Origin of the sequence: Microtetraspora malaysiensis, from assembly GCF_050947145.1 — a bacterium.
Classification (GTDB): domain Bacteria; phylum Actinomycetota; class Actinomycetes; order Streptosporangiales; family Streptosporangiaceae; genus Microtetraspora_A; species Microtetraspora_A malaysiensis.
Window position 1 is genome coordinate 700471 of record NZ_CP191998.1, and the last position, 22492, is coordinate 722962.

9 protein-coding genes are annotated in these 22492 nt (G+C 63.2%); 2 read left to right on the plus strand and 7 right to left on the minus strand.

Translation table 11 applies throughout. The annotated features are described in order from the left end of the window. Nucleotides 1–393: 393 nt before the first annotated feature. Nucleotides 394–1734 carry a tyrosine-type recombinase/integrase gene (locus ACQP1V_RS03505; protein ID WP_433418732.1) on the plus strand — a complete coding sequence of 447 codons (1341 nt, stop codon included), beginning with the start codon at nucleotides 394–396 and terminating at the stop codon, nucleotides 1732–1734. A gap of 535 nt (nucleotides 1735–2269) precedes the next feature. On the opposite strand, the gene ACQP1V_RS03510 is transcribed toward ACQP1V_RS03505, so the two are convergent. After that, entirely contained in the window at nucleotides 2270–2929 is a 660-nt protein-coding gene (locus tag ACQP1V_RS03510; RefSeq protein WP_433418733.1) for a DUF6461 domain-containing protein, read from the minus strand. Nucleotides 2930–3035: 106 nt separating this feature from the next. Beyond that, the gene (locus tag ACQP1V_RS03515) at nucleotides 3036–8651 is read right to left on the minus strand and encodes a LamG-like jellyroll fold domain-containing protein (RefSeq protein WP_433418735.1); all 5616 of its coding nucleotides are present in this window, start codon (nucleotides 8649–8651) and stop codon (nucleotides 3036–3038) included. 532 nt (nucleotides 8652–9183) lie between these two features. Between ACQP1V_RS03515 and ACQP1V_RS03520 the strand changes: the two genes are divergently transcribed. Beyond that, nucleotides 9184–9318 carry a hypothetical protein gene (locus ACQP1V_RS03520; protein ID WP_433418737.1) on the plus strand — a complete coding sequence of 45 codons (135 nt, stop codon included), beginning with the start codon at nucleotides 9184–9186 and terminating at the stop codon, nucleotides 9316–9318. 653 nt (nucleotides 9319–9971) lie between these two features. Here ACQP1V_RS03520 and ACQP1V_RS03525 read toward each other — a convergent pair. From ACQP1V_RS03525 to ACQP1V_RS03545, 5 genes are all read right to left on the minus strand, one after another. Beyond that, nucleotides 9972–10442: a hypothetical protein gene (locus ACQP1V_RS03525; protein WP_433418739.1), complete on the minus strand. Its 471-nt coding sequence runs from the start codon at nucleotides 10440–10442 to the stop codon at nucleotides 9972–9974. Between the two features lie 582 nt (nucleotides 10443–11024). Beyond that, nucleotides 11025–12767 (minus strand): DrmB family protein, encoded by a 1743-nt coding sequence (gene drmB, locus ACQP1V_RS03530; RefSeq protein ID WP_433418741.1) that lies wholly within the window; start codon nucleotides 12765–12767, stop codon nucleotides 11025–11027. Next, a complete protein-coding gene (locus ACQP1V_RS03535) occupies nucleotides 12764–15919 on the minus strand; it encodes a helicase-related protein (RefSeq protein ID WP_433418743.1) in 3156 nt (1051 codons plus the stop codon). Before ACQP1V_RS03535 ends, drmB begins: the two co-directional genes overlap by 4 nt. Further along, the gene (locus ACQP1V_RS03540; RefSeq protein WP_433418745.1) at nucleotides 15916–17730 is read right to left on the minus strand and encodes a UvrD-helicase domain-containing protein; all 1815 of its coding nucleotides are present in this window, start codon (nucleotides 17728–17730) and stop codon (nucleotides 15916–15918) included. Before ACQP1V_RS03540 ends, ACQP1V_RS03535 begins: the two co-directional genes overlap by 4 nt. Further along, nucleotides 17727–22448: a DEAD/DEAH box helicase gene (locus tag ACQP1V_RS03545; RefSeq protein ID WP_433418747.1), complete on the minus strand. Its 4722-nt coding sequence runs from the start codon at nucleotides 22446–22448 to the stop codon at nucleotides 17727–17729. The genes ACQP1V_RS03540 and ACQP1V_RS03545 overlap by 4 nt, the downstream gene beginning before the upstream one ends. Nucleotides 22449–22492 lie beyond the last annotated feature (44 nt).

Sequence of the window (22492 nt, forward strand, 5' to 3'; positions counted from 1 at the left end):
TACCGTCGGTCTACGTGGCCGGACGCCTGAGGCCATCAACGCCCTGCGCGAGACTCTGCTGCGAGAGTGGTTCCACTGGGAGTGGCCTCGGTTGGAAGATCCGTACCCTCTGAAGCCGTAGTCACTCAGGTAATGCAGAAGGCCGGTTCCGATGATCGGAACCGGCCTCTCAGCTGGTACTTCTGGGTCGGGGTGGCGGGATTTGAACCCACGGCCTCTTCGTCCCGAACGGGTATGAGGCGTTCATAGCAGCCCCTGGTCGAGTGATCGACGATCCGTATAATCCCAGGTAGATGACCGTTCTTGGTGCCCACTAGTGACCAAGGGTACCCATCGATGACAGCGGGTCTCACGGTCAAACGACGGTCAAACGATCAAGGAGGTGATCGGCGAGTGGGGTACTCGCGGAAGCGGACCGGCAGGGACGGCAAGCCCCGGTACACCGCCTACTACTGGGACCTCAAGGGCGTGGAGAAGTCCGCCGGCACGTTCTCCAGCAAGAAGGAGGCGGACAAGGCGTGGCGCGACGCCGAGGCGCTGGTCGCGCAGGGGCGGGTAGGAGATCCGCGGCGCGGGCGACAGACCTTCGAGCGGTATGTCCTTGACACCTGGCTGCCCAATCACGAGATCGAGGCGACCACCCGGCAGAGCTACACGTATACGATCCACCGGCATCTGATCCCCGAGTTCGGGGCCATGCGGATGATCGACATCCTTCCCGAGCACGTGCGCGCGTGGGTCGCCACCATGAAGAAGAACGGCGTCAGCCCGGCGACCATCAAGTACGCCAAGGTCCTGCTCAGCGCGATCTTCACGACCGCGCTTAACGACCAGGTGACCTATCTCCACCCGTGCCGAGGTGTGAAGACGCCCACCGTTCCCCGGAAGCCGCGCACGATCATCACGCCCGAGCAGTTCGACCTGCTGTACCGAGCGCTCCCCGACGCCGACGCTCAACTCCTGGTGGAGACCGCGATCGAGACCGGCTTGCGATGGGGTGAGCTGACCGAACTGCGGGCCAAGGATCTGGTGCTCCGGTCGAGGATCCTCACCGTGTCGCGCGCTGTCGTCGAGGTGAACCCGAAGTTCCATCCCAACGGTGAACGGTTCATCGCGAAGGACTACCCGAAGGACAAGGAGTTCCGGCGCTTCAAGCTCACCGCTCAGATCGCAGCGAAGATTGAGGCACACATCGAGGCGGAGAAGCTCGGGTCGGACGACCTCCTCTTCGTCTGGCGGCACGAGCCGAGGGACAAGCCGAAGCTCAGGCTCGCATCCGATCCTGTAGAACTGGGCCTCACCGAGCCGAACGAGAAGGGGCGGAGCTACCGGCATGGCACGCTCAGTGCCTACACCGCCGGCAAGTGCCGTTGTGAGCACTGCCGCGCGGCGTTCGCGCTCTACCGTGCGGGCCGGCGGTCCTCAGGTAAGGACAGCCCGCGTGAACCGCGGCTGCGGGAGACCGACGGCCACATCCCGGCTGACTGGTTCCGGCGACAGATCTGGAAGCCCGCACTGAAGGAAGCCGACCTGGGGATCAACGTCCGAATCCATGACATGCGGCACGCACATGCTTCATGGCTGCTGGCCGGCGGCGCGGACCTCCAGGTGGTCAAGGAACGGCTCGGCCACGCTTCGATCGCCACCACCGAGAAGTACCTGCACACCCTGGACGACGCCGACGAAACAGCGCTGGACGCCTTCTCGAAGATCCGGAACAGGTCGTCAAGGTGAGCGAAGCCAGCCCGACCGAGGACGGCGCACCCGTGCGTATCGAGCCGTCTGGGCAAGAACGCCGACTCACCCTCAACGGGACGTGACCGATCCGACCGATCCGCGCGCGAGATGGCGGCAGGGGTTCTGCGGACGCCCGTACAGCAGGCATGGCTCCTGTGGGCGGCGATGCTGACCGGCCAGGTGCGGGTGAGCGGACGCGTCGTCGAGCCTCAGGACAGCGAGGAACTCCCGCTGAGTTCTCAGGGCTGCGAGGAATTTCATGTTGGCGACCTCAATCACGGGGCGAGCCATCGCGCCGGGGGTGGCGCGGCGGCTCGGGTGGGGCCCTGTGGTGCGGGGCCCGGTGTTCCGCACGGCCCTATGGTCGGGCCTGGTGGTTCCGCGGTCTCGTCGTTCGCGGCTCCCGCGGCGGACGGCTCAGCAGGTATGGAGGCCGGTAGCGCGCGGCCGCACCTCCTCGCCGTCGCCCCGGCTCGTCCGGAGGATGCGCTACACGCTGGTGAACGACCACGACCCTGGTCGACCGAGAGGTCTACGGTTGTGGGCCATTGTTTGATCCGTGGGGTGGGTCACCCCACCCCCAGAAGCGGTAGAGCGCGTTCCCCTGTTCCAGCAATTCGAACGACAGGCGGATTCCGGTGATCCGCTCCATCAGGACGAAGGCATGGATGCGCCAGTCGTTCAGAGTCTGCTCCCCTGGCACTAGGCCTCTCTCGACGTCGGCATATCTCTCATGCAAATTGAACAGGCCGTCGAGGTGCTTCTCAATGGAGGCCGTGTCGCCCCAGGTGTCGTCGCCGTAGTTGAACATGCACAGCCTGCGGCCCCCGCGGGCGTAGTACAACCTGCCCCGATAGAGCATCTGACTGCCTGTCAGGCATATGGCCTCGCCGTCGGAGGAGAGTCGCTCAAGCGCCCCGAGAGCCCGATCGACGCTGTACTCCACCGCGAGGAACCAGGGTGGTTCCTCGGCCAACAGCAGGAACCTTGGCAGCCTGCCCTCCTCAAGGTCCTCGTACGACTCATTGATCAGGCCTTGCAGATCGCTCATGGTGACATCGAGCACGTCGACGTCGAGAGCGTGAATCACCTGGTCGGCCGAGGCTGCCCGGCACCATGTCATGCACAGCTCGCCCATGAGATCGGCGTGCTCGATCAAGTCCGCATAGTGAGCCTCGATGTCGGTGTGCAAGGCCCAGCCCTTTCCGTTGGTTGATCTCGTGTGTCTGAATACGGACGGTCGCCGCGAAGCGACGGATGGTGCTTCGCGGCGACCGGTGGTTCTGCCGAACTGCTGCCTAGTTCCCTACGGTCACGTAGAAACTACCGAAGGCATGCTTGGCGTCGGCTCCCGTCTCCGGATCCGAGCCGAGCACTCGATAGTGGTTGTAGAACCAGCCCAGAAGGCTTCCCACGCTCCTGTTAGGGCTGTACGGGATGAGCTTGACCGCCACGTTGTAATTTATCGCCTCTCCTGATTTGCCGGCCGATCCATCGTGAGTGGCGGCGAAGGGGAACTCGTCGCAATCCTCGTCGGGAGACCTTTCCCATGGATAGTCGGGTTCGTTGAGCAGTTGTGCGCACCACTTCTTCGACTGTGTGCGGTTGTTTTTTTCTCGCGTATCGTTGGAGCTGCGGTGAAGAGGCCCCTTCGCACGCGATCCCGGGATGGACTTCGATCCTCCGTTCGGCATGTGCGGGTAAGTCGAGTTCGGATTGTCGAGCGCCTGCTGGATGAGCGCGGCGGATTCGTTCGGGATGGGGTTCCCGTGGCTGTCGAATCCCCAGACCGGCTTCACCTTGAAGGTGGGGACGTGGTCCGCGAAGACGCATCCGCCATAGCTCTTCGTCAGGGTCTCCGATGTATCGCAGCGCACCGTCATGTTGGCCATCTTGTGGAGCACATACGGCATTGGGCCGTTACCTGCGACGATCATCGGGCTGAGATCGCACGTGGCCAGCCGGTGCGGGCCGCGGCTGGCATTCTTGTCCGAGAAGTACTCGAAGTAGGCTTGAGGATTGGTTCTCCACTCGGCCAAGGTGGCACGGCGAGTACCGCCCTGGGTCTGCTGGCAGCCGTTGCCGAAGAACCCCATGTCCACATCGAGCCTGGAGGTCTCCGGCCATAGGAGGGGCCCGTCCTTACCCCTTACCTTGATGTTGTCCACACGCGCCCAGACCTGGGTCGTGCGGCTGTTTACCACATTGTTCCTGCTGTCTAAGGCTTTCTCAGCCATGGGGTTGGGGTTGCTGTTGAGGAGCTTCGTGTCTCCGGTGAAGGTGTGCCCCGCGACGCTGAAAAGGAATTCCACCTTGCCGCGGACCGTGTACTTACAACCGCACGGATCCTTCATCTTCCTGACCCGCGTCTTGCCGACCGTGCGAACGGCGCACCAGTTGTACGAGTCCCGCACCCAGCCGTGCGGATGAGTCCCCTTGCTGTTGGCCATCTTGTTCGGCCAGCAGTCCGAGAACGTAATCCGCTTGTCCGGCTTTGTCGGCCATGGCCAGCCCGCGCCGGCCCCCGGAGCGGCGAGCAGGCTTGTCTGGGCGCTTGTGTCCGTGCGGTCGTGAGCAGCAGCCCCTGCGACCGCACTGCCGACGGTCTGGTTGTGCCAGTCGGTCCATGCGCCTACGACGTCACCGACGACAGAGCGCGCCCGCCACCGCGCCTGCGATCCCGGCTTGAGCAGGCCCTTGGGTATCGAGAGTGTGATCCGGGAGGAGCCGCCGGGCCTGGCAGCGGCCTGGCCGGACCAGATCGGCCGTCTTCCGCGCGAGTTCTTGTCAGGTCTGTGCGCGACTTCGACCTCGACTTTCGCCTCGTTGCCCGGCGGATTCGAGACCCAGATGCTCAGGGACGGCGCGGCGTCGGTGGTGGAGGTGATTCCGTTCGCCGACCGGGTGTCTGTCACCGCCAGCTTCCCGATCGCAGGAGTGGGCTGCTCGGCGGTCGCGCTCGCCTGCGTGCTGCGGGCTGCTACGCCGATGGGGGTGTTCATGTCGGTTTGGATCTCAGCCGCGGTTTGGGCGAGATTGTAGACGCGGACCTCGTCGATGACGCCTTGGAAGTATTCGCCCCATACGCTGTTGCCGCCGATGCGCAGCGCACCACCATCAAGGTCGAAGCGGCTTCTGGTGGAGACTTGGCCAACTTGGCTACCGTTGACGTACAGCCGAGCTGTGCTGCCATCGTAGGTGAGTGCCAGATGACTCCATGTGTTGATCGGCAGCGCTGTGTTACCCCCAACATCCGCGTCCTGCGCCGGGTCCTCCATCGCAAGCCATCCCGATGGAGCACCGCCGTTGGATGACGCGTACAGAGAGTAGGACATATAGTCCGCGCCGACGAGCTCCTTCATCACCACAGTGCGCCAGTCGGTGACGGTAGATGGCTTGACCCAGGCCGACAGCGTCATGCCGGTGGACAAGTGGAGCGAGGGGGCGTCGTTGACCGTGACCCAGCTGGAGGCGCCGTTGAATGACAAGGCCTTGCCGTACTTCCCCTGGGCGGCCCATGTGGTGTCCGTGGCCGTGCCGGTGTTGTTTTTCCCGGACGAGTCGGCGACCACCGTGCCGGCGCCTTCCTCCATGCCGTAGGCCGCCACCAGCCCAGGAACCGGCGCCGGCGGCGTCGGCGTCGGAGTCGGAGTCGGCGTCGGAGTCGGCGTCGGGCTGGGATTGGGGCCCGGTGTGGTGGAGCCGACGGGGGTGTTCATGTCGGTCTGGATCTCGGCCGCGGTCTGGGCGCGGTTGTAGATGCGCACCTCGTCGATCAGGCCTCTGAAGAACTCACCCCAGATATCGTTGCCGCCGATCCGCAGCGGGCCGCCGTCATCGTAGAGGCTGCCGCTCAGAGCGGTCCGGGCGACTTGCTGGCCGTTGACGAACAACCGCAGGGCAGCTCCGTCGTAGGTCAGCGCCAAATGGCTCCAGGCGTTCACCGGCAACGGGGAGGCTCCGCTGACCGTCGAAAAGTCTTCAGGGTCGGTTTGCACCCAGCCGGCCGGACCTGTGCCGTTGGAGGCGTCCAGGGTGTAGGAGACGCCCTCGGCGCTCAGCTCCTTGGCGAGCACGCTTCTCCAGTCGGTCACTGTGGTCGGGTTGACCCAGGCTGAAAGCGTCATCCCGGTCGTCAGGCGCAGCGACGCGGCGTCCTGGACGGTGACCCAGCTGGAGGAGCCGTTGAACGACAAGGCCTTGCCGTACTTGCCTGTCGCCCAAGTGGTCTGGGTGGCCGCCCCGGTGTTGTTCTTCCCGGAGGAGTCGCCCACGGTCGTGCCGGTGCCTTCGTCCATGCCATAGGCCGCCACAAGCCCCGGCACCGGAGCCGGTCCGTTCGCGCCGGTGGTGAACGACCAGTTATACGGCTCAGCCATGGCATTGCCGACGGTGTCCTTGGCCCCGGCCACCTCCGCGGTATAGACGGTGGTTGCGGTCAGCGGCTGGGCAGGAGTGAAGGTGAGCACCTGGTTGGCGGCATCCATCGCCACCGCCCCGGCGACCGCCGTACCGGCCGGGTCCTTCAGCGTGAACTGTGCGTCGGAGACCGGCTCGCTGAAGGTGGCCTTGACCACCGTGGTCAAGGCCACGCCGACGGCGTCCCTGGCGGGAACTGTTTCGGTGACCGTGGGCGCCGTATGGTCCGTCACCGTGGCGAATGACCAGGTGTGCGGCGCCATCACGTTCCCGGAGGCGTCCTTGGCGCTGCTCACTTCCGCGGTGTAGGTGGCGTTCCCCACCAAATGAGACGTCGGAGTGAAAGTCCAGACCTTGCCGGTAGCGTCGACTCCCATCGTGCCCGCCAGCGCGGTTCCGGAACCGTCCTTCAGAGCGAGCTGGACGTCGGACACCCTTTCGCTGAAGGTGACTTTGATCTGAGAGTTGAGTGCCACATCCGTGGCGTCCTTGGCCGGGCTCGTGGTCGTGACCGTTGGTGGAGCGCCATCCGTTGAGAACGACCACGAATAGGCCGCCATCGTGTTGCCGACCGCGTCCTTGCCGTCGCTGACGTTCACCGTGAAGGTGGAAGCCGGAGGCAGTGGCTGGGTGGGACTGAAGGTGACCATGTCACCTGCCGGGTTCGAAGTCATGACGCCGGGAACGGCCAGGCCTGAGGCAGCCTGGACAGTCATCTGCACACCGGTCACGGGCTCGTTGAAAAACGCCACCACCTTGGTCGCGGCCGGCACATTCTCCGCGTCCTTGTCCGGTACCGTTGCCGCGACCGTAGGCGGGCTGGAATCCGGCTCGCCCTCGTCGGGTGGTAGCACTTCGTCGGGCAGATAGTCCTGATCGACCTCGAACGACTGCGTACTCGATTCGGTCAGCTGCGCTACCTCAGCCATGGTGCGGGGCCGGTAGGAGGGAGGCGAGTCGCTGAGCGGAATCTGGTTGGCGAGCACTTCTTCGTAGGTCGGCAGGTTGTCATCAGGAAGTCCGTCACGCTCATAGGCGATGTCGAACTCCTCCGCCGGGATGTATTCGATCATGAGGGTGGGAGGGTGACGGTTGCCCGGGTACGGGCTGCCGCTGTACTCGCTGGAGTAGTACTGGCGCCAGTTGACCGCCGCGGTTTCGCTGGCGGCCCGCAACACCATCCCGTAGTTGGGCACGCCCTGTTCGATCCAGCCGCGGGCCATGGTGGTCACCGAATGCCACAGTGCCGCATCCTTGGCGCACCAGGTGCCGCTGGCGTCATAGTTGTAGCCGGCCCGGTTGAGCCCTTCGGTGCTGCTGGCTCTGGTCGGCTGGTTGTTCCAGTCCAAATACCAGCTCACCCAGTCGGAGGTGACCCGCTGGGCGACGATGCCCGCCCCCAGCGGATCACCGCACAGCGCTCCGTTGGGGCCGCCAGACTTGTAGTTCCAGATGATCAGATCGGCATCGACGACGGTGGCCCCCTCCAGTTCCGGGGCGTTGAGGTCGTACCACAGGTACACCCGGGCGATGTCCGCGCTGGTGGAGGTGGTGCCCGCGCGCAGCCACCCGTCCGCGTAGTGGTTGCTGGAGGGGTCGTTCTTGTTGACCCAGGCGTCGTCGGGCTTTCCGCCGCCGAACCACTCGGAGGCGGCGGCGATCGTCACCGGGTAGGTCACCGCCGGGTCGGCCAGGAACTTCTCATCCGGGGTGAAAACTAGCTCCGACGTCGTGCCGGAGGTCTCCACGTGCGCGTCGACTCGGGAGGTCCTGCCCTGCTCGGGGGAGGCCTCCACCTTGGCGTCCATCGCCGTCAGCACGATCGGAGCCGCCGCCGCCTTACCCTTGGCGTCCTGCAGCTGCGGCAACCCTTCGGGACTCTTACCGAATGCGGTGCCCTCGGGGAGCGTGAGGGGCAGCCGCACTGTCACCGGGCTGGCTGGCTTGCGCCGGAAAGCCACCTGGGAGACAAAGCCGTCGCCCTGGGCGATCACCACCAAGTCCGCCCCCGGCGCTACGGCATCGGGGTAGGTGACCGTGTTTCCGGAGATTTTCGGCTCCGGCAGCGCCCGGGTCACCCCCAGGCCGCTGGTGCCCTGCTCTCCCTCTGCTGACACCAGGTGCTTGGACCCGCGCCCGCCGAAGGTCAGCGGCGACTTGACACGCGCCGCCTGCAGATTGCCGTCGCGGGCCACGATATGGGTGTCGATGGGTTCCCAGGCACCGCTCGCCGGGTTCTTGAGCTGTACGGGCCGGGTGTGCAGCTCGGCGCGCAGATGCTTGCCGTCGGGGTTCGCCCAGACCTTCATCCTCTCGGTGGAGCGGTCGGGCACTTCGACGGGTTTACCGGACTTGGAAGCCTTGTCCCAGGCGGCCTTCAGGGCCGGATCCGAAAATGCCTTCGGTTGTGTTGTCGTTGCGGAGGTCAGGGTCAGAGGTGTGGGGGCTGGGGCTTGGGCGCCCGCGGGCGCGCTCATGAGCGAGAGCGGCAGCATCAGGGTCGCGATCAGGGCAGCACGGCAGCGCGTCCGGACGGATAAGCCGGACGCTGGTCGGCGTCTGTTCACTCACAACCTTTCGAACAGATATGGGCAAAACGCCGTGATCATGACATAAAGCTGACATAAAAGTAAAGATCATTTTTAGTAACGGGAAAGCCCTGCTCCGTGAAGGAGTCCGAATCGGCCACTCCTGGTGCCGAGGCGAACAACGAGGACGTCGCGCGCTGGCTACCCCCGACCGACGCGACCGCTCCAAGATCACGAGACTAAGCGGATGGCAATGCCATTGCGTTTAGCGCGGGGAGCGTGAGGCAAGCCTTTTGAAGATTGTGATACGGCGTGGAAGCTGTAGGTTTGCGCGGTTGCGGGGTGCTGTCCGCGCTCGGGCCGTACCTCGCCCAGCGGGCGGCCGGTCTACGTTCGTCTCGGTCTCCGACGTGGTCGCTGCGGCGCGCCGGGTGGTGCATCGGTACGGGCAACTGTGCGGTGTTCACCCGTGCCGGCCGTACCTCGTGGGCGAGGGCTCATGAACGATCCAGACGAGCCCGAGCGGCTGCACAGCGTGCATGTTCTGGTGCTGCGCCGAGTTCCAGAGGAGCTGGCCCGGGCCGGTGGGAGCCGTCACCTGCGCGTCGCGTCCGGTGCTCGCCTGGACATGTGACCGTCAGGCACTTTCTACGAACTGTGCCAAACGAGAACGCCCCTGAGATCAGCGAGTCCCACCAATGGTGCGTGGTTCAGGGCTGGGAGACCTGGTCGGCGCTGCTGACTGGTCTGGTGATCAGGGTGGCGCGGCGGAAATCTAGGGACATTCAATGATGGGCTTGTACATCTACGCATCGATTCAGCGAGCGGCGAGAATCTGGCTCCCCGCACTTCGATGGATGCCGTATCTAGGCGATCACTCAATGTTACGAGTTGATGTAACGCAACGCGACGTGCTGGTGATCAAGGTGCGAGGGTGCCTGTGGCTTTGAGATCATGCTTGTCGACCAAAACGAGCCATCTCATCACCGCAGGCACATGGATCATCATATTGCGACATGCCTTCTTGGGCTGGACAGCCTTCGGGTGCTCAACGCCGAGCAGGACGACGACGGGGTGCTGACCGTGTACGTGGGCACGGACGGTGAGGTCGCCGGGGCGTGTACCGGGTGCGGGGTCATCTCCTGTCGGCCGCGGGAGCTGCTGGCCACCGCGCCGCGTGACATCACCGCCGGAGGTCGCCGAGTACAGGGGAGGGGCGACATTCTCAGAGCGCCAGGGCTCCCGGGCCTAACACGGCTCCGGTAAGACCGAGCCGCCGCGATCCACCTACCAGCCAGCTCGTGACAGGATCTCCTCGGCCCAAATCGGAGGGCCTGCCTTGGTCTCCCGCCATGGGCCGACTGAATTGATCAAGCCGTCGTCATCGGTGATTTCGGAGACCCACGCCGTCCGGATCTCCGGCCGCCCTGAGAACATCTGGACGGCTAGGATGCGGCGAAACCCCTTCTCAGGGCGCCCAACGAGAGCTGATCCAGCGAGTAGAACGGCTTGAGGTTTGAGGCTGGCAGCACGGTCGATGAGATGATCTGCCTGCTCGACGAACGGGACGCCGGAATCGTTGACGAAGGCGATCACGCCACTTTCGTAGGTCTCAAGCCCCTCGGAATGGAGAACAGCGGCCGTCCCATCGGACACCACGACAAGGCGCTCGGGGACCTCTGCTTGGCCCACCGCTTCGTTCGAGATGTCGGTTCGCAGCCCTTCAGCGATGGCGAAGAGTTCATCGAGAGACCTCATACCGCAGAGACTATCGACATTCCTCTCATCCGAGGCGTTCGCTGTCAGCCTGCACCTGGCCGACTCTTGGAGATCGGCGCGACGTGTCTGGACCAGGCGACGCCGGCTCGGTAGTGCACGCAACTGCAGCGCCAGAGCCTGTGGCTCGGTCAGACCGCCCGACGGCGCATGAGCAGCGGCGGGCGAGCCTGGATGAGAAGATCAAGCGCCTGTTTGAGGCATCGGGCGGCACCTAGGGCCCGCCCCGGATCACGCAGGACCTGCACGCCGACGACGCCGCCGCCGAGGCGTTCAAAAGCACGCTCAAGGTCGAGTACGTGCACCTGCAGCGCTTCCGCACTCGGGCCGAGGCCCGCGTGAAGATCGCAACCTGGATCACCGACTCTGCAACACAAGTAGGAGGCACAGCGTCAACGACGGTCTGCCGCCTATCACATTCGAGCGTCAGATGATCGAGAAGAGGCAAACGTCAACGGTCCTGATGAGGGCCGCGATGGAATAGGACCGTCTCTACGTTTCGGGGAGGTTGACACTCGTGCTTGTCCCCTTTAGTGCGTCCATAGGGGCGCACCAATATGAAGATTATTCATGTTGAAAGAATCCCAAATTTTGTTGATCAGGTGTGCTAATCAACAAAGCGCGATCTAGGAGGGTGTTGAACTCCTCGCAGCTTGTCTCCGGAAGTAGGACGCATGAGTGGCAGGCGGCGCGGTTCAGATTGTCGGTCCCGCTGGTGTCCGACTCGATACATAGAGGATCGGATGAGCACCAAGAGATTCGATCGATGGCCGTACGGATCGAGGAGGTGATATTTCCGGATTCGACTTGCGCCACGATGCCACCGAGGCTTCCGGCGGAGTCGCTAGTCGCTGTGTAAATGAGGAACCCTGACATTTTGTCCGACACGTAGAGGCGTTCACGCAAGGAGGCGGTCGGATACCCGGAGTCGAGACTCCACTCATTGATGATCGCGTGAGCGAGTGTATGGATCATGACTAGGCGTGGAGTGATTTCCCTGTCTGGGGTAAGGCCGAATCGTGCAAAACGCTCTCGGTAGGCGGCATCGACGGGAGCGACGCGTGCCAGAACCTCAGGGCGTGACTCCCAGGCGACCAGCCGATCGGTATCCAGACGAAGGAAGACTCCTTCTCCGATGACTTCGATCGCGGGAAGCCAGTCGGGTCGATTCTCGGCGGTGTAGAGGGGGGCACGTTGACTTGGGTTTGCCGCACTTGGCCCGGTCAGGCGGGTGAAGCCTCGGAGTACGCGAACCTCGCGCAGTCGTTTGACCCGCATCACCTGGTCGACGGCGAGTTCCGTCATAGCGGAGTCGTCGTGCCAGGGCACGCAGACGAAGTCCTGCTTCCCGGGTTTTTCTTCGGTTGTCCTGGTCAACGCTTGATACTCTTCGAACTTCAACGCCGCTTCGGAAATGTCCGTGTGGCCGGCCTCGTCCTGGCGCCGTCTCTTGACGGCCTGAATGATCTCGTCAACGCTGAACAGGCGATGATTTGCTAGGTCCAACTCCTCGATGCGCTCGCGAAGGTCAGGGGCCTTTCGTAGGGACTTCCAGTTGCGCTCCACCAGCTTCTGGACACCTTCAGACCACGGCGGAATCGAAAGCGCGGAACGTACGTCGGAGTACCAGACGCCAGATGCACCACGCTGCATCGCTCGCGGAAGCTGTTCACAGTCTTCCTGCGGCATATCGCCCAACCAGGGGCGTCTTCCCGTGCACGAGCTGATGCCCTTCAGAGCGCCCTTGCTGAGGGCGCCTTCCATCGTGACGGGACGCACACCGCATGAACACGAGATCTCGATGTCGCCGAGTGAAGCCGAGCGACCGGTCGCCTTCAGCTTCAGATCGTGCTTCTGGGTCTCACTCCCGATGAAGCCACCGCCCTTGTGAAGCCAGCGAAAGTAGGGAAAGTCGTCGATGTGACCCGCGGTGCAGCACACGACGAACCTCGACGGCACCAGCTCGCGATCGCACTCTTTGCACTTGGCCGGACTGCGGGTGGCGCCGAAGAACTTCGCCTTCGCGAGCCGGTTACATCCAGGGCAGGACTGGATCTCCGGGAATCGAATGACAGGGACGTCGCCGTACTTGTCGCTGTCGGCCGCAGGAGGGAGCCGGAAGCATTGCACTCCGAACTCCTTCTCCAGCCTGCGCTCGCGAATGGTCTGGTCGTAGGGGCCGAGCTCAGGCCAGCGGTCGAGTCCTGCGACCATGAACGACTCGCTCCCGACCGCTATCAGGGAGCCGACCCCGTAGGTGGTGATGAGCTGGGCGCGGCGTACTCCGCCAATGGGCTTCCCCTTCACCGTGTTCCCCTGGCCAGATAGAGGGTCGACTCCACGTCCACGTCACGCAGACTCCATAGCGTCGCGAAGGAATGGGCGATTTGATCGTCCGACTCATCCCAGCGGCCGGCGTCGACCAGGAGTCCGGGCTGGCGGTAGGTGCCGTAGATGAGCGCCGGATCCGCCTCTGCGGCCTCACGCCATTGGGCGATGATCTCGTTGATCTGTTTGCCGGTCAGGTCTCGCTCGTCCTGGCCAGCTACCCGCTCCACGCGGGCCAGGATCTGGTCGCAGATCCCACGAAGATCGTTCTCGAAGTCGGCGATGAATGCGGCGGCTTCCTTCGGGCGTGCCATGGGGATCATCAGTCGGGCCAGGCCGACGATGGCGGCGTGCAGTCCGCGGTCGCGGGCCCGCGCAGAGAACGGAGTCACGCTGGTGGCCTCCACCTGTCGATACAGGGCGGAGTGGTAAGCGGTGAAGTTTTCGTAGTGAGAGCGGTCTCTGGATCGGGCTGAGTTGAACAGTGTGACCACAAGCCCTGGCCATTTCCGGCCAACTCGGCTGGTCGCCTGGATGTACTCGGACGTGGACTGCGGCTGTCCCATCACCACCATGAGGCCGAGGCGATCCACGTCGACGCCGACAGAGATCATATTGGTGGCAAGGATCACCCCCAGGGCATCCGGGTATGGCGTGGCCATGTCCTGCAGATGGCCGGGTATGGCGCTCGAAGGCTCTCGACTGGTCAGTTCGATGTCGCGCCCGATGTCGCGTCTCTTCTGGCCGAGGCTCTCACTCAAGAGATCGAGGCGATCGGTGACGTCGTCCTGGACCTGAAGTTTGGCACCACCGAGAAGTCGCAGGCTGTTGAAGTAACCCAGAAGGGTCCAATAGGCATCGCGGACTGTGGCATCTCCCTCGATCGCCTGGGCGTGGTGGAGAAGCGCCGCGTAGGTGCGCACCATGAGACTGGTCTGGCTAGTAGCCGGCGCCATCAAGCCCACATAGAGCCTGCTCGCCTTGCGAGAGGGCGGCGTCTCAACCGAGAAGTAGGAGTCGCGAGCGTCCAGTCCTGGTGGGGGGAACTGTTCCACACGGCGATCGAACAGGGCGAGGCCCTGCTGTACGGCACGGCGGATGGTGGCTGTTGACGCCACCACCTTGGGGCGCTTACCGATCAGATCGACAGCTGTCTCGTAGAGGCCGGCCAGGGTTCCCAGTGGTCCGGAGATGAGGTGCAGCTCGTCCTGGATGATCAGTTCTGGTGGCGGCTCGGTGCTGAAGTGGTTAAAGAGGTTGCCGATCTCCGGTTTCCAGGGAAGCCCGGCGAACTTGTCCGCGGTGGCGATGATCAAAGTGGGGCGGGCAGCGTAAATGGTGTCGTCCACGACATGGATCGGAAGCCCGCCGGAGAAGTCGCAGCCCGTTGTCCCGCAGGCTATTACCAGCCGATCATCGACGACCTTGTAGTTGTAGTGGTCGAGCGCGGTTCCGCACCAGCAGCATGACCGAATCTGGACGGGGTTCTCCTCCTGGACCTCTTCGTTCTTGGCGAGCTTGCGCAGCGAGCGCTTGGCCTCGTCCAACGTGTTGGGCGTGGATCCACGGCCCACCCACATGCCAATGGAGATATCGGTTTGGCCGAGACGGCCGACTGCGTCTCGCCGCAGCCCTTCCATGCAACACATGAGGAGAGCAGCACGTTCGAACTGCTGAACAGTCAGCAGACGGAGCGTGTAACGCATGAGGACGGTAACTCCACCGCCGTTTCGCGGATCCCGGAGCCGCCTCAGGAACGTCGAGAAGGCGATCAGTCCAAGGTATGCCTCTGTCTTTCCACCACCTGTGGGGAACCACAGTACGTCCGCGACCTCGCGATCCTCCAACCCACGATCAGCTATCCCGTGGATTGAGAGGAGTATGAAGGCGATCTGGAAGGGACGCCAGACGCCTGTGGTCTCGTCGGGTGATGTCGACTCCCGAGTCGGGGATCTCAGCCACTCTGTTCGGGCACGCTGCATGGCCATGGCTCGATTCGCGAGCCGGAAGGCCTCCATGGGGGTTGGATCCGCCGGGTCTGAGAGGAGTTCGATTCCCGCGTCCATCCGATCGCAGGCCGTGTTACACCTCTCCAGGTGCTCCCTGGCGGTCTTCCGAAGGTTGTCAACGGTGATGCTCTGAACCTGCTCACTCCTATGCTCGATCCAGTCCCGGTAGCCCGAGGTGAGGGCTTTGAGAGCAGAGATGACTTCGGTATCGGAGGCCGTGGCAAGTCGCTGCATCCCAAGCCGTGCCACATCGATCGTCGGGTTGGAGTCTGCCAACCGAAGATCGTAGGCGGGAACGAATGTTGTGCGGATCCAGCTGGTAGAGGGGGCCGTTGTCATGTCATTGATGGCGATCTCGGCAGGCTCCCACTCCACAGCACAGCCGTGGCCGGTGGCGAAGGTTGGTGCATGCCGGTAGAGCAGTCTGTACGAGTTGAGTTCTCCATCCGTATCCGCGAAACCAAGTGACGGACGCTCTACGAAGGGAGAACATCCATTCAATCCCCTGACCGTGATACGTGGCTGGAAGAAAGCCATCGCATCTCGGTCGGCGGAGTTACTCGATGACTGGAACCGGTTGAGGAGCGCCAGCGTGATGGCGGAGACCCCACCACGGCTCGCCGGCCGTACTCGAACGAACAGCTCCAGATTGTCCGCGAGCTCTGCCCGTTGTGTACCTGCCACGGAGACCCTGATGCTTTGGGGTTCTATCGCGATGTTCCTGCGTCGCCATGACTCCTCCGCCACAGTTCTGGTGCGGCTCCGACGTCCTTCGACAGTCCTCTCGGCCACATAGCGTGCGGCCTCCACCTCAACGAGGATCGAATCCGCTACTGTCACGTCGACAGAAAAAGTCAATCCCATCGAGGACGGGTAGCGCACGTTGGCCAGGGTCACGGCCGGGTCAGGAGCGTCGCCTGGATGCCTGCTCTCCGGCTCGTCGTCCAATGCGTTGGCGTCGGCGACGCTGTCCTGCGACTGAGGAAACAGGATGCCCGCCGCGTACTTGGTGATAGGCGGGTCTGTGATCATCTCCTCGATGGACCCGGTTGGACCGATCAGGTCTTGCTCCAACCGAGCAACCAGTTCGCTTCGGAACGCGTAGTGCTTATCGAAACTCACGGCTGCTCTCCACCCCACTCGAAACGGCCCAGCCCTGTAATCCGAGGCCGCAGCCATACACCTGACCAGCCGAGGCTGGCATTAAGACCTGCGGCCTCGCGACCGATCACGGTTTCCACACTGTCCACCCGAAGATCCTTGATGCTGGAGGGCAGTCTGCGGTCGTGACCGGGTAGAAGTGCCTTCAGCGCCCTGGCGAAGGATTCGCTGGTCACCCCGATGCCATGATCAGCGTGCTTCACAACGTATCTGGGGGCTTCGTCCGAGGGAGATCGTGGGATCTGGACGAGCGTGACAGCGTCGCCGCTTCGCACGGTCAGTGCCAGGTACTTCTGGATCGTGCGCGGATCGTCGTGGAAGCCGGTCGTGCCAGCAGGTTCCTCCGCGTTCACATCGTCGGGGCGGATCTCCATGCCGAGATGGCGGCCCGCTTTGAAGCCAAGCTCGGCCCACCGTCCGTCGCTCTGCTTCCTGAGGTAGCCAGCGGTGAGCTTGCCGATCGGCTTCACATGTATCAGCAGGTCGCGAGGGCGAGTCATCGCCACATACATCAGTCGGGCACGCTCGGCCTGCTCGATGGGGTCGTCGTCCGGTGCATCGCCTGGGTCAACGACGACGACTTGATCGAACTCAAGGCCTTTGACTCGGTGGATGGTGGAGACGACGATCTGCTCCGCAGACTGCAGTGTGGGCTCATCAGGGAAGTCCCCGCGGACCAACTGCTTTCGGACGGCCGTCAGGTCGAGGGTCTCACTTCGACGGTTTCGACTCATACGTTGGAGAAGTTCCCAGGTTTCCTCTGGCTCTGCGCCAGCCTCCCCGAGAACCTCCAGGACGACCTCCTTCGCAGGCTGCTTGGAATCGAGCTCGCGGTAGAGCGCGCTCATCCACGAGGGGATGACCTTGTCCTGGGCGGAACGTTGTAGACGGTGATGTACGCCAAGCTCGTGTAGGCGTCGTGAGACCAGGAGGACTTCATCGTTGGCTCGACACAGCAACGCCGTCGACGTCGTCATGCGTGACAGAACAGGCGCTGCCTGGTCCAGCGTGCCAAGGGAGTCGCCGGCCAGAAGGGCGGTACGCAGGCCGCGCTGAACGTCGGCAAAGGGCGCGTCCACCGCGCCAAGTGCATCGCCGAAGGCGAGCGCAACTTTGGCCTCAGGTTCGCGAGCACGGAAGTTGCCCGCGAGTGAGATCTCCACCAGATCGTCGCGGAAGCGACTACGCACCTCCTCGTAGAGTCGTGCGGCACCTGCCAAACGTTCTTTCGGGTCATCAAGCTGGAAGCCGTAGATGCCCTGGGCCGGATCGCCTAGCAGGGTGAAGCCTTCAAGTGCGTTACCGAGAAGCGCCTTCACAAGTTCTGCACGATCGCCGACAAGGTCCTGGACCTCGTCCACGATGAGATGTCGAATCTCACTGGTCAGTTCTGCGGCGTCGGGGTCTTCCTTGATCAGCCGGGTTGCCTCACGGATCCGCTGGTCGAAACCCTGACGTTGCCAGGGGCCGTCTGGGGTGACCTCGGACAGCAGCCATGTCGCGTAGGAGTCGAACGTTCGAACCTCGACCTGGGCGGCGGTGGTTCCGAACTTGCCAAGTCGGTTTCGAACCTCACGGACCGCTGCGCGGGAGAAGCTGAGAACCAGAAGCTCAGAGGGCTCGAGGTCCTCCTCGTCGATGAGGTATGCGAGGCGGCGGATCAACGAAAGGGTCTTGCCGGTGCCGGCAGGAGCCGTCACCAAGAGGTGAGCCGTTGCAGGCTCTTCGACGAGTTGCCGTTGCTGCTCCGTCAACTGAACTTGGTCGGTCATCGGCTCTTCCACAGGTATTCAAACTGACGGAATGCGAGTTCCTCGCCGTACTGGGCGATGTTGTCTGCCACGTTGACGATGAGGCATTCGTCTTTGCCGCCGTTCAGGGGACCACGAAGACCTCGGCCGATCATCTGCTGATACACGTTGGGGCTGTAAGTGGGGCGGGCGACGATCACAGCACGTGTGGCAGGTGCATCGAACCCCTGCGACAGGACGTTGTAGTTGGCCAGGACCCGAATCCTGCCCCGCCGGAACTGTTCGATCGCATGCCGGCGCTGGCCGAGGTCTGTGTCGCTCGATACCGCGGCGGCGGAGATCCCCTTGCGGGTGAGGAGCGCCGCCATGGTCTGGGCGTGATTGACCGAAGTGGCAAAAAGCAGGATCGGCCAGTCGTCCGGCAACGACAGGACCTTGTCGATCAGAATGCGGTTGCGAAGGGTGTCGTGGCCGAGGCGTTCCTCGGCCGACGCGGGCAGCCGACGCATCGTTTCGAGTGAGTCCCGCTCCCGAGAGCTGAGATCCAGCCTGGCCCCAGGGAGTTCCTCGTGCTTGACCCGAGCCAGCACGCCCAGTTGCTGCAGCGTGGCGTACGGTTCGGCACCCAGAATTTCCGTGCCGTCCCGATGATGATCGAGTCGGTTCCCCCCATAACGAGCCACCAGGCGGTCCGTCTCGACCGTGTTGGTTCCACGGAAGGCTGTTGCGGTCAGTCCGATCAGAGGACATCGAGACCGATGCGGGGTCAGGCCCAAGGCAGCCAAGACCTGCGTGTAGCGCGGACTGATTGATGCGTGCGCTTCATCGACGGTGACCGCTTGAGCTTCGCGTAGCCATGCGTAACTGTCGGAGTCGATGGCCCTTTCCAGCTTGGCGTCGGTGGCGATGACGAGGTGGTACCCCTCCTCAACAGGATCGGCTTCGTTCGTACTCCACAGTCTGCTGATGGTCAGCTGCTGAGCTGGACCGGTGTGTCGCCACACCAGCTGCCAGGTCTGTACGGCCTGCTCGCACAACTCCTCTGTCTGCGCCACCCACAGAATCGGAATGGAGACCGCCTCAGGAGGGAGCGATCGCAGCCGCCGAATGATCGCCTCGACGGCGACTCGTGTTTTGCCCGCTCCGGTGGGCAGGCTGACCATTCCTCGCTGAGCTGGTCGGCTCTGAAGAACCTCCAGGATGCGACCGACCATGAGCTCCTGGTAGTCGTGCAAGGCCGGGAAATCCACCGGACCTTGGACCGTGAGTACAGGCTCAAGGCTGGGCTGCCGGAAACCGGCGTACTCGGTCGGGAAGCCGAGATCAGATACGAACGCCCTCGCCTGATGGCTGCCGGCCATTTGGGTCGGCACAGGAAAGCCTCGCTCTTCCAGCTCTTGCCGGAACTCCCGCAGGACACCGGCGCCGTACACGGCCAGTGCCAGTTCGGCGATGGTTCGGTCGTCGATCCGTCCTTCCTCTGCCTCGACGGCATCGACCAGGCCAAGTGGCAGTCGTTCGCGGAGAACGTCACCACTGAGCATGGCCACCAGCTTGTCCCGGAGGTCCGATAGTTCTCGAACCTTAACAATCTGTTGGTCCCGCTGGACGTCCTTTCGGTGCTGGAGCACTTGGCGGCAGCGCTCCTCCGAGAGTCCCAGCTTGAGCAGGTGGTTCAGCTCGCGGAGCAGGTCTAGATCGTCGCCGCGATCAAGCCAGTAGATCGTCTCGTCACGTCGGCCGATGTCAATCGGTTCCGAGGTCTGGCCCGCAGGAGTGCGAACGAGCTGCTCCAACGCGTCGCAGCGCAAGAGGAACAAGCCCCGTAGGGGGCGTCCCGGCTCGAATTTAAGCTGCGGGAACACATCCTCCAGCGAGATTGGCTGACCCTGATGCGTCGCGCGGAGTTCGGTGATGTAGACCTCGTCGAAGGTCTTCATCCCCCACTGGTCTACGAGAAGTGCTACATCGTCTGACTCCGGCACGAGAATCGCGGCAAGGCCACCGGCCATTAGGCGCCGATACTGAGTGGGGTCCGCGGTGGCGACCGCATTCGCCGGCGGACAGGTGATCCACTCATCGCTTTGCTGGCAGCGGATTCTTGCGGGCGCGCTCAGCTGTGTCGCTGCGATCGAATAGAGGATGCCCAACTCCACACGGGTCTCACTCGCGAGAGCCTGGTTGAGGAGGGACAACCACAGAGTCCCCTTGATGCCCTCCAAGGTGTTGGGAAGTCCGAGGGCACGCGCAAGGCCCGGATCGATGTCCGCAACCGGTAGGACGCGGGAGTGTTCCTTCAGGCCTGGACCGACACAGTCCGAGATAGGCCGAATCCCCATCGACGTGGTCAGCCTGCCGCTCTGCTCGATGACCCACACCAGTGGCGACGGTACGGACAGAGGGGCATCATCTGCACGCGTAAGGGCGTAGGCCGTCCAGGTCGTTACCAGTCCCTCAGAAGGAAGGTTCTGAATGAATCGAGACCGAGCAGCCGGCGTCAGGTCGAACAGGAGTCCTAGATGTCCAGCAGGGTCGGGGCCCGTAACCCTGATCTTGCCTTGCTGCGGTCTGCGAGCGTCCGCCGGCAAAGTCCTGTAGTACCGCTCGATCATGTGTGAGCGGTAGTCGTCGAACCACAAGGCAGAGGAAGGGGCCACGCTTGCGCTCGGGATATCGGACATGCCTAGCAAGCGGAGCATCTCCATGTCATCGTGGTGAAAGTCCTCATCCACCACGAAGTCTCCGTCATCAGGGCTTCCGGAAGGGATGACGGCACCGGGGAGCAGGCACTTGCTCAGCGGCTTGTACGTTCCCGAGGGTGTACGGACCTTGAGATCTGAACTCACGCCCCGGCTACTCAGATGCTCGACGGCACGTTCGGCTCCAGTCTGTCGAGCAAGTAGCCAGAGCCGATCCCAGTCAGAGTTTCGGTAGGAGAGGAAGCCTCCGGAGACGGCCGCGGCGAAACGGCCGAAGGAGTCTGCCTCCCGGATCCCGAGGATGTCGAGGAATCGAGAAGTGGCGGGATCGTCCTCCAGCTCCGGGTCGACATAGACAGTGTCCTCAGTCGGAGGATCCATCGGGGTGCGTCGGAAGACGCTCTTCCCCTGCGGCGGAACCATTCGCCCGTCTGCTGTTCGCAGAACCGCGGACTGGAGCGCCTCCTTCGCATAGGAGTGGTTTTCGGCGACCATCTCTGCCACGATCGACAGCGCAACTGCGGAAGCAGCGGCGGTGCCGTCGGAGACCAGGGCCTCCAGCCACTCCTGTACGGTGCTGGGCTTGGTGCCTGCCGTTTCCATCAGCGCGTCAGCGCGGGATCGACGCGTCGTCGATCTCTCGACGGAGGGATGGCACCATTCGATAGGGCGACCGGGATAATCGGCCCACCTCTCCACCCATGTCTTCCAGCGCTTGTCAACTGCGTGGGTTTCCTTGCTGGGGTCCTTGGGATGAATCTTGATATCGCTGGGGTACCGGAAGTTCCCTGTCTGGTCAGGCAGAGAGAGGTTGCGTGCGGCCTCTTCATGGACAAGCTCGGTAAGCATCTTGTCTGCCCAGTTACGTGTCTCCCGTCCGCGCGCGGTCATCAGTATCAGTGGCAGCGCAGGGTCTTCGGGACTGGCAAGGGCTGGCAGGGAGGCGACGACCAGTCGAGCAGCCTCCTCCATCAGGACCCTGTTGAAGGCGTTGCCCTCAAGAATGTGCTGACGGTCCTCATTGGTCTTCCACGCAGCGTTCAGGACACCACGAAGAGTGGTCTCGTACGTCGTGGGAAAGAACGCCCAGAATTTCCCTGTATCCCCCAATCTGGAGGACGGTACGGCCCACGCGATCGGCACTTCGACACGGTTGCGGTATTCGCCCGCGTCCGCCCATGCCTCATCGGATGGATGGAAGCTGGTCTCGAAGACCCTCCACTCCGCGGAGTCCTGCTCGCGACCGTTCTCAATGACACGCAGCGACCGGTGATCGTCCCGGCCGCTCACCGTGATCTCCCTGCGGTAGGGGATGCCTCGACGGTCTTCAAGGATCACGTGGCCGGCGTGTGGAGAGAACACTGCGAATACAGCGGGGAACTCCCGCAGATCCTTAGCTAGGCGATCCGCGAAGTCGGTCTTGGACAGGGGAAGTTTGACCACGGTGGTGGCCCAGGACATCAGTTCTTCAAGCGTCTCGTCCGACGCGCGTTCCTGCTCTGCATCAAGCAGATGGGCGATACGGAGTACCGGCGTGGGCCCGGATCCGGGAACGCGTTCCCGGATCCGGGCCTGAGAGCGGTTTGCCGACCAGCCGAAGGAGCCGGTGCGGCTGAAGAATTGCGGCTGATCGGAGACACTCAGGACGGACTTGAACCCAAGACCGAACCTGCCGATCTCCGCGCCTCGCTTACGAGACAGGTGTGAAGCCAGGATGGTCCCAGCTCCCGTAGGAGCGATCGGTTTTCCGAGATTCGCGCAATACAGCGTGTCCGCCGTAAGCACTACATGAATGAGTCCGTTCGAGCTCGACCGCAGCTCGTCGGCGCCGTTTTGGATCAGCTCGTACAGCTGCCGGTGTCCGTAACCCCCCTCCCTTACGGAGGTCTCGATGTTCGCGTGTTCCTCGATCAGAGCGGCGTTGGCCTCGTAGGACTGGAGGCAGGCTTCAGACTGTGCCAGGACAACTTGCGAAACCGGGCTGTCCTCGCCTGCCCAACCGGAAAGGCCGGCGTGTCCAGCCTTGTTTGGACTAACCACTGAGATTCGCTCTCCTCACGAACATGAGAGATCGCTACTGCAGG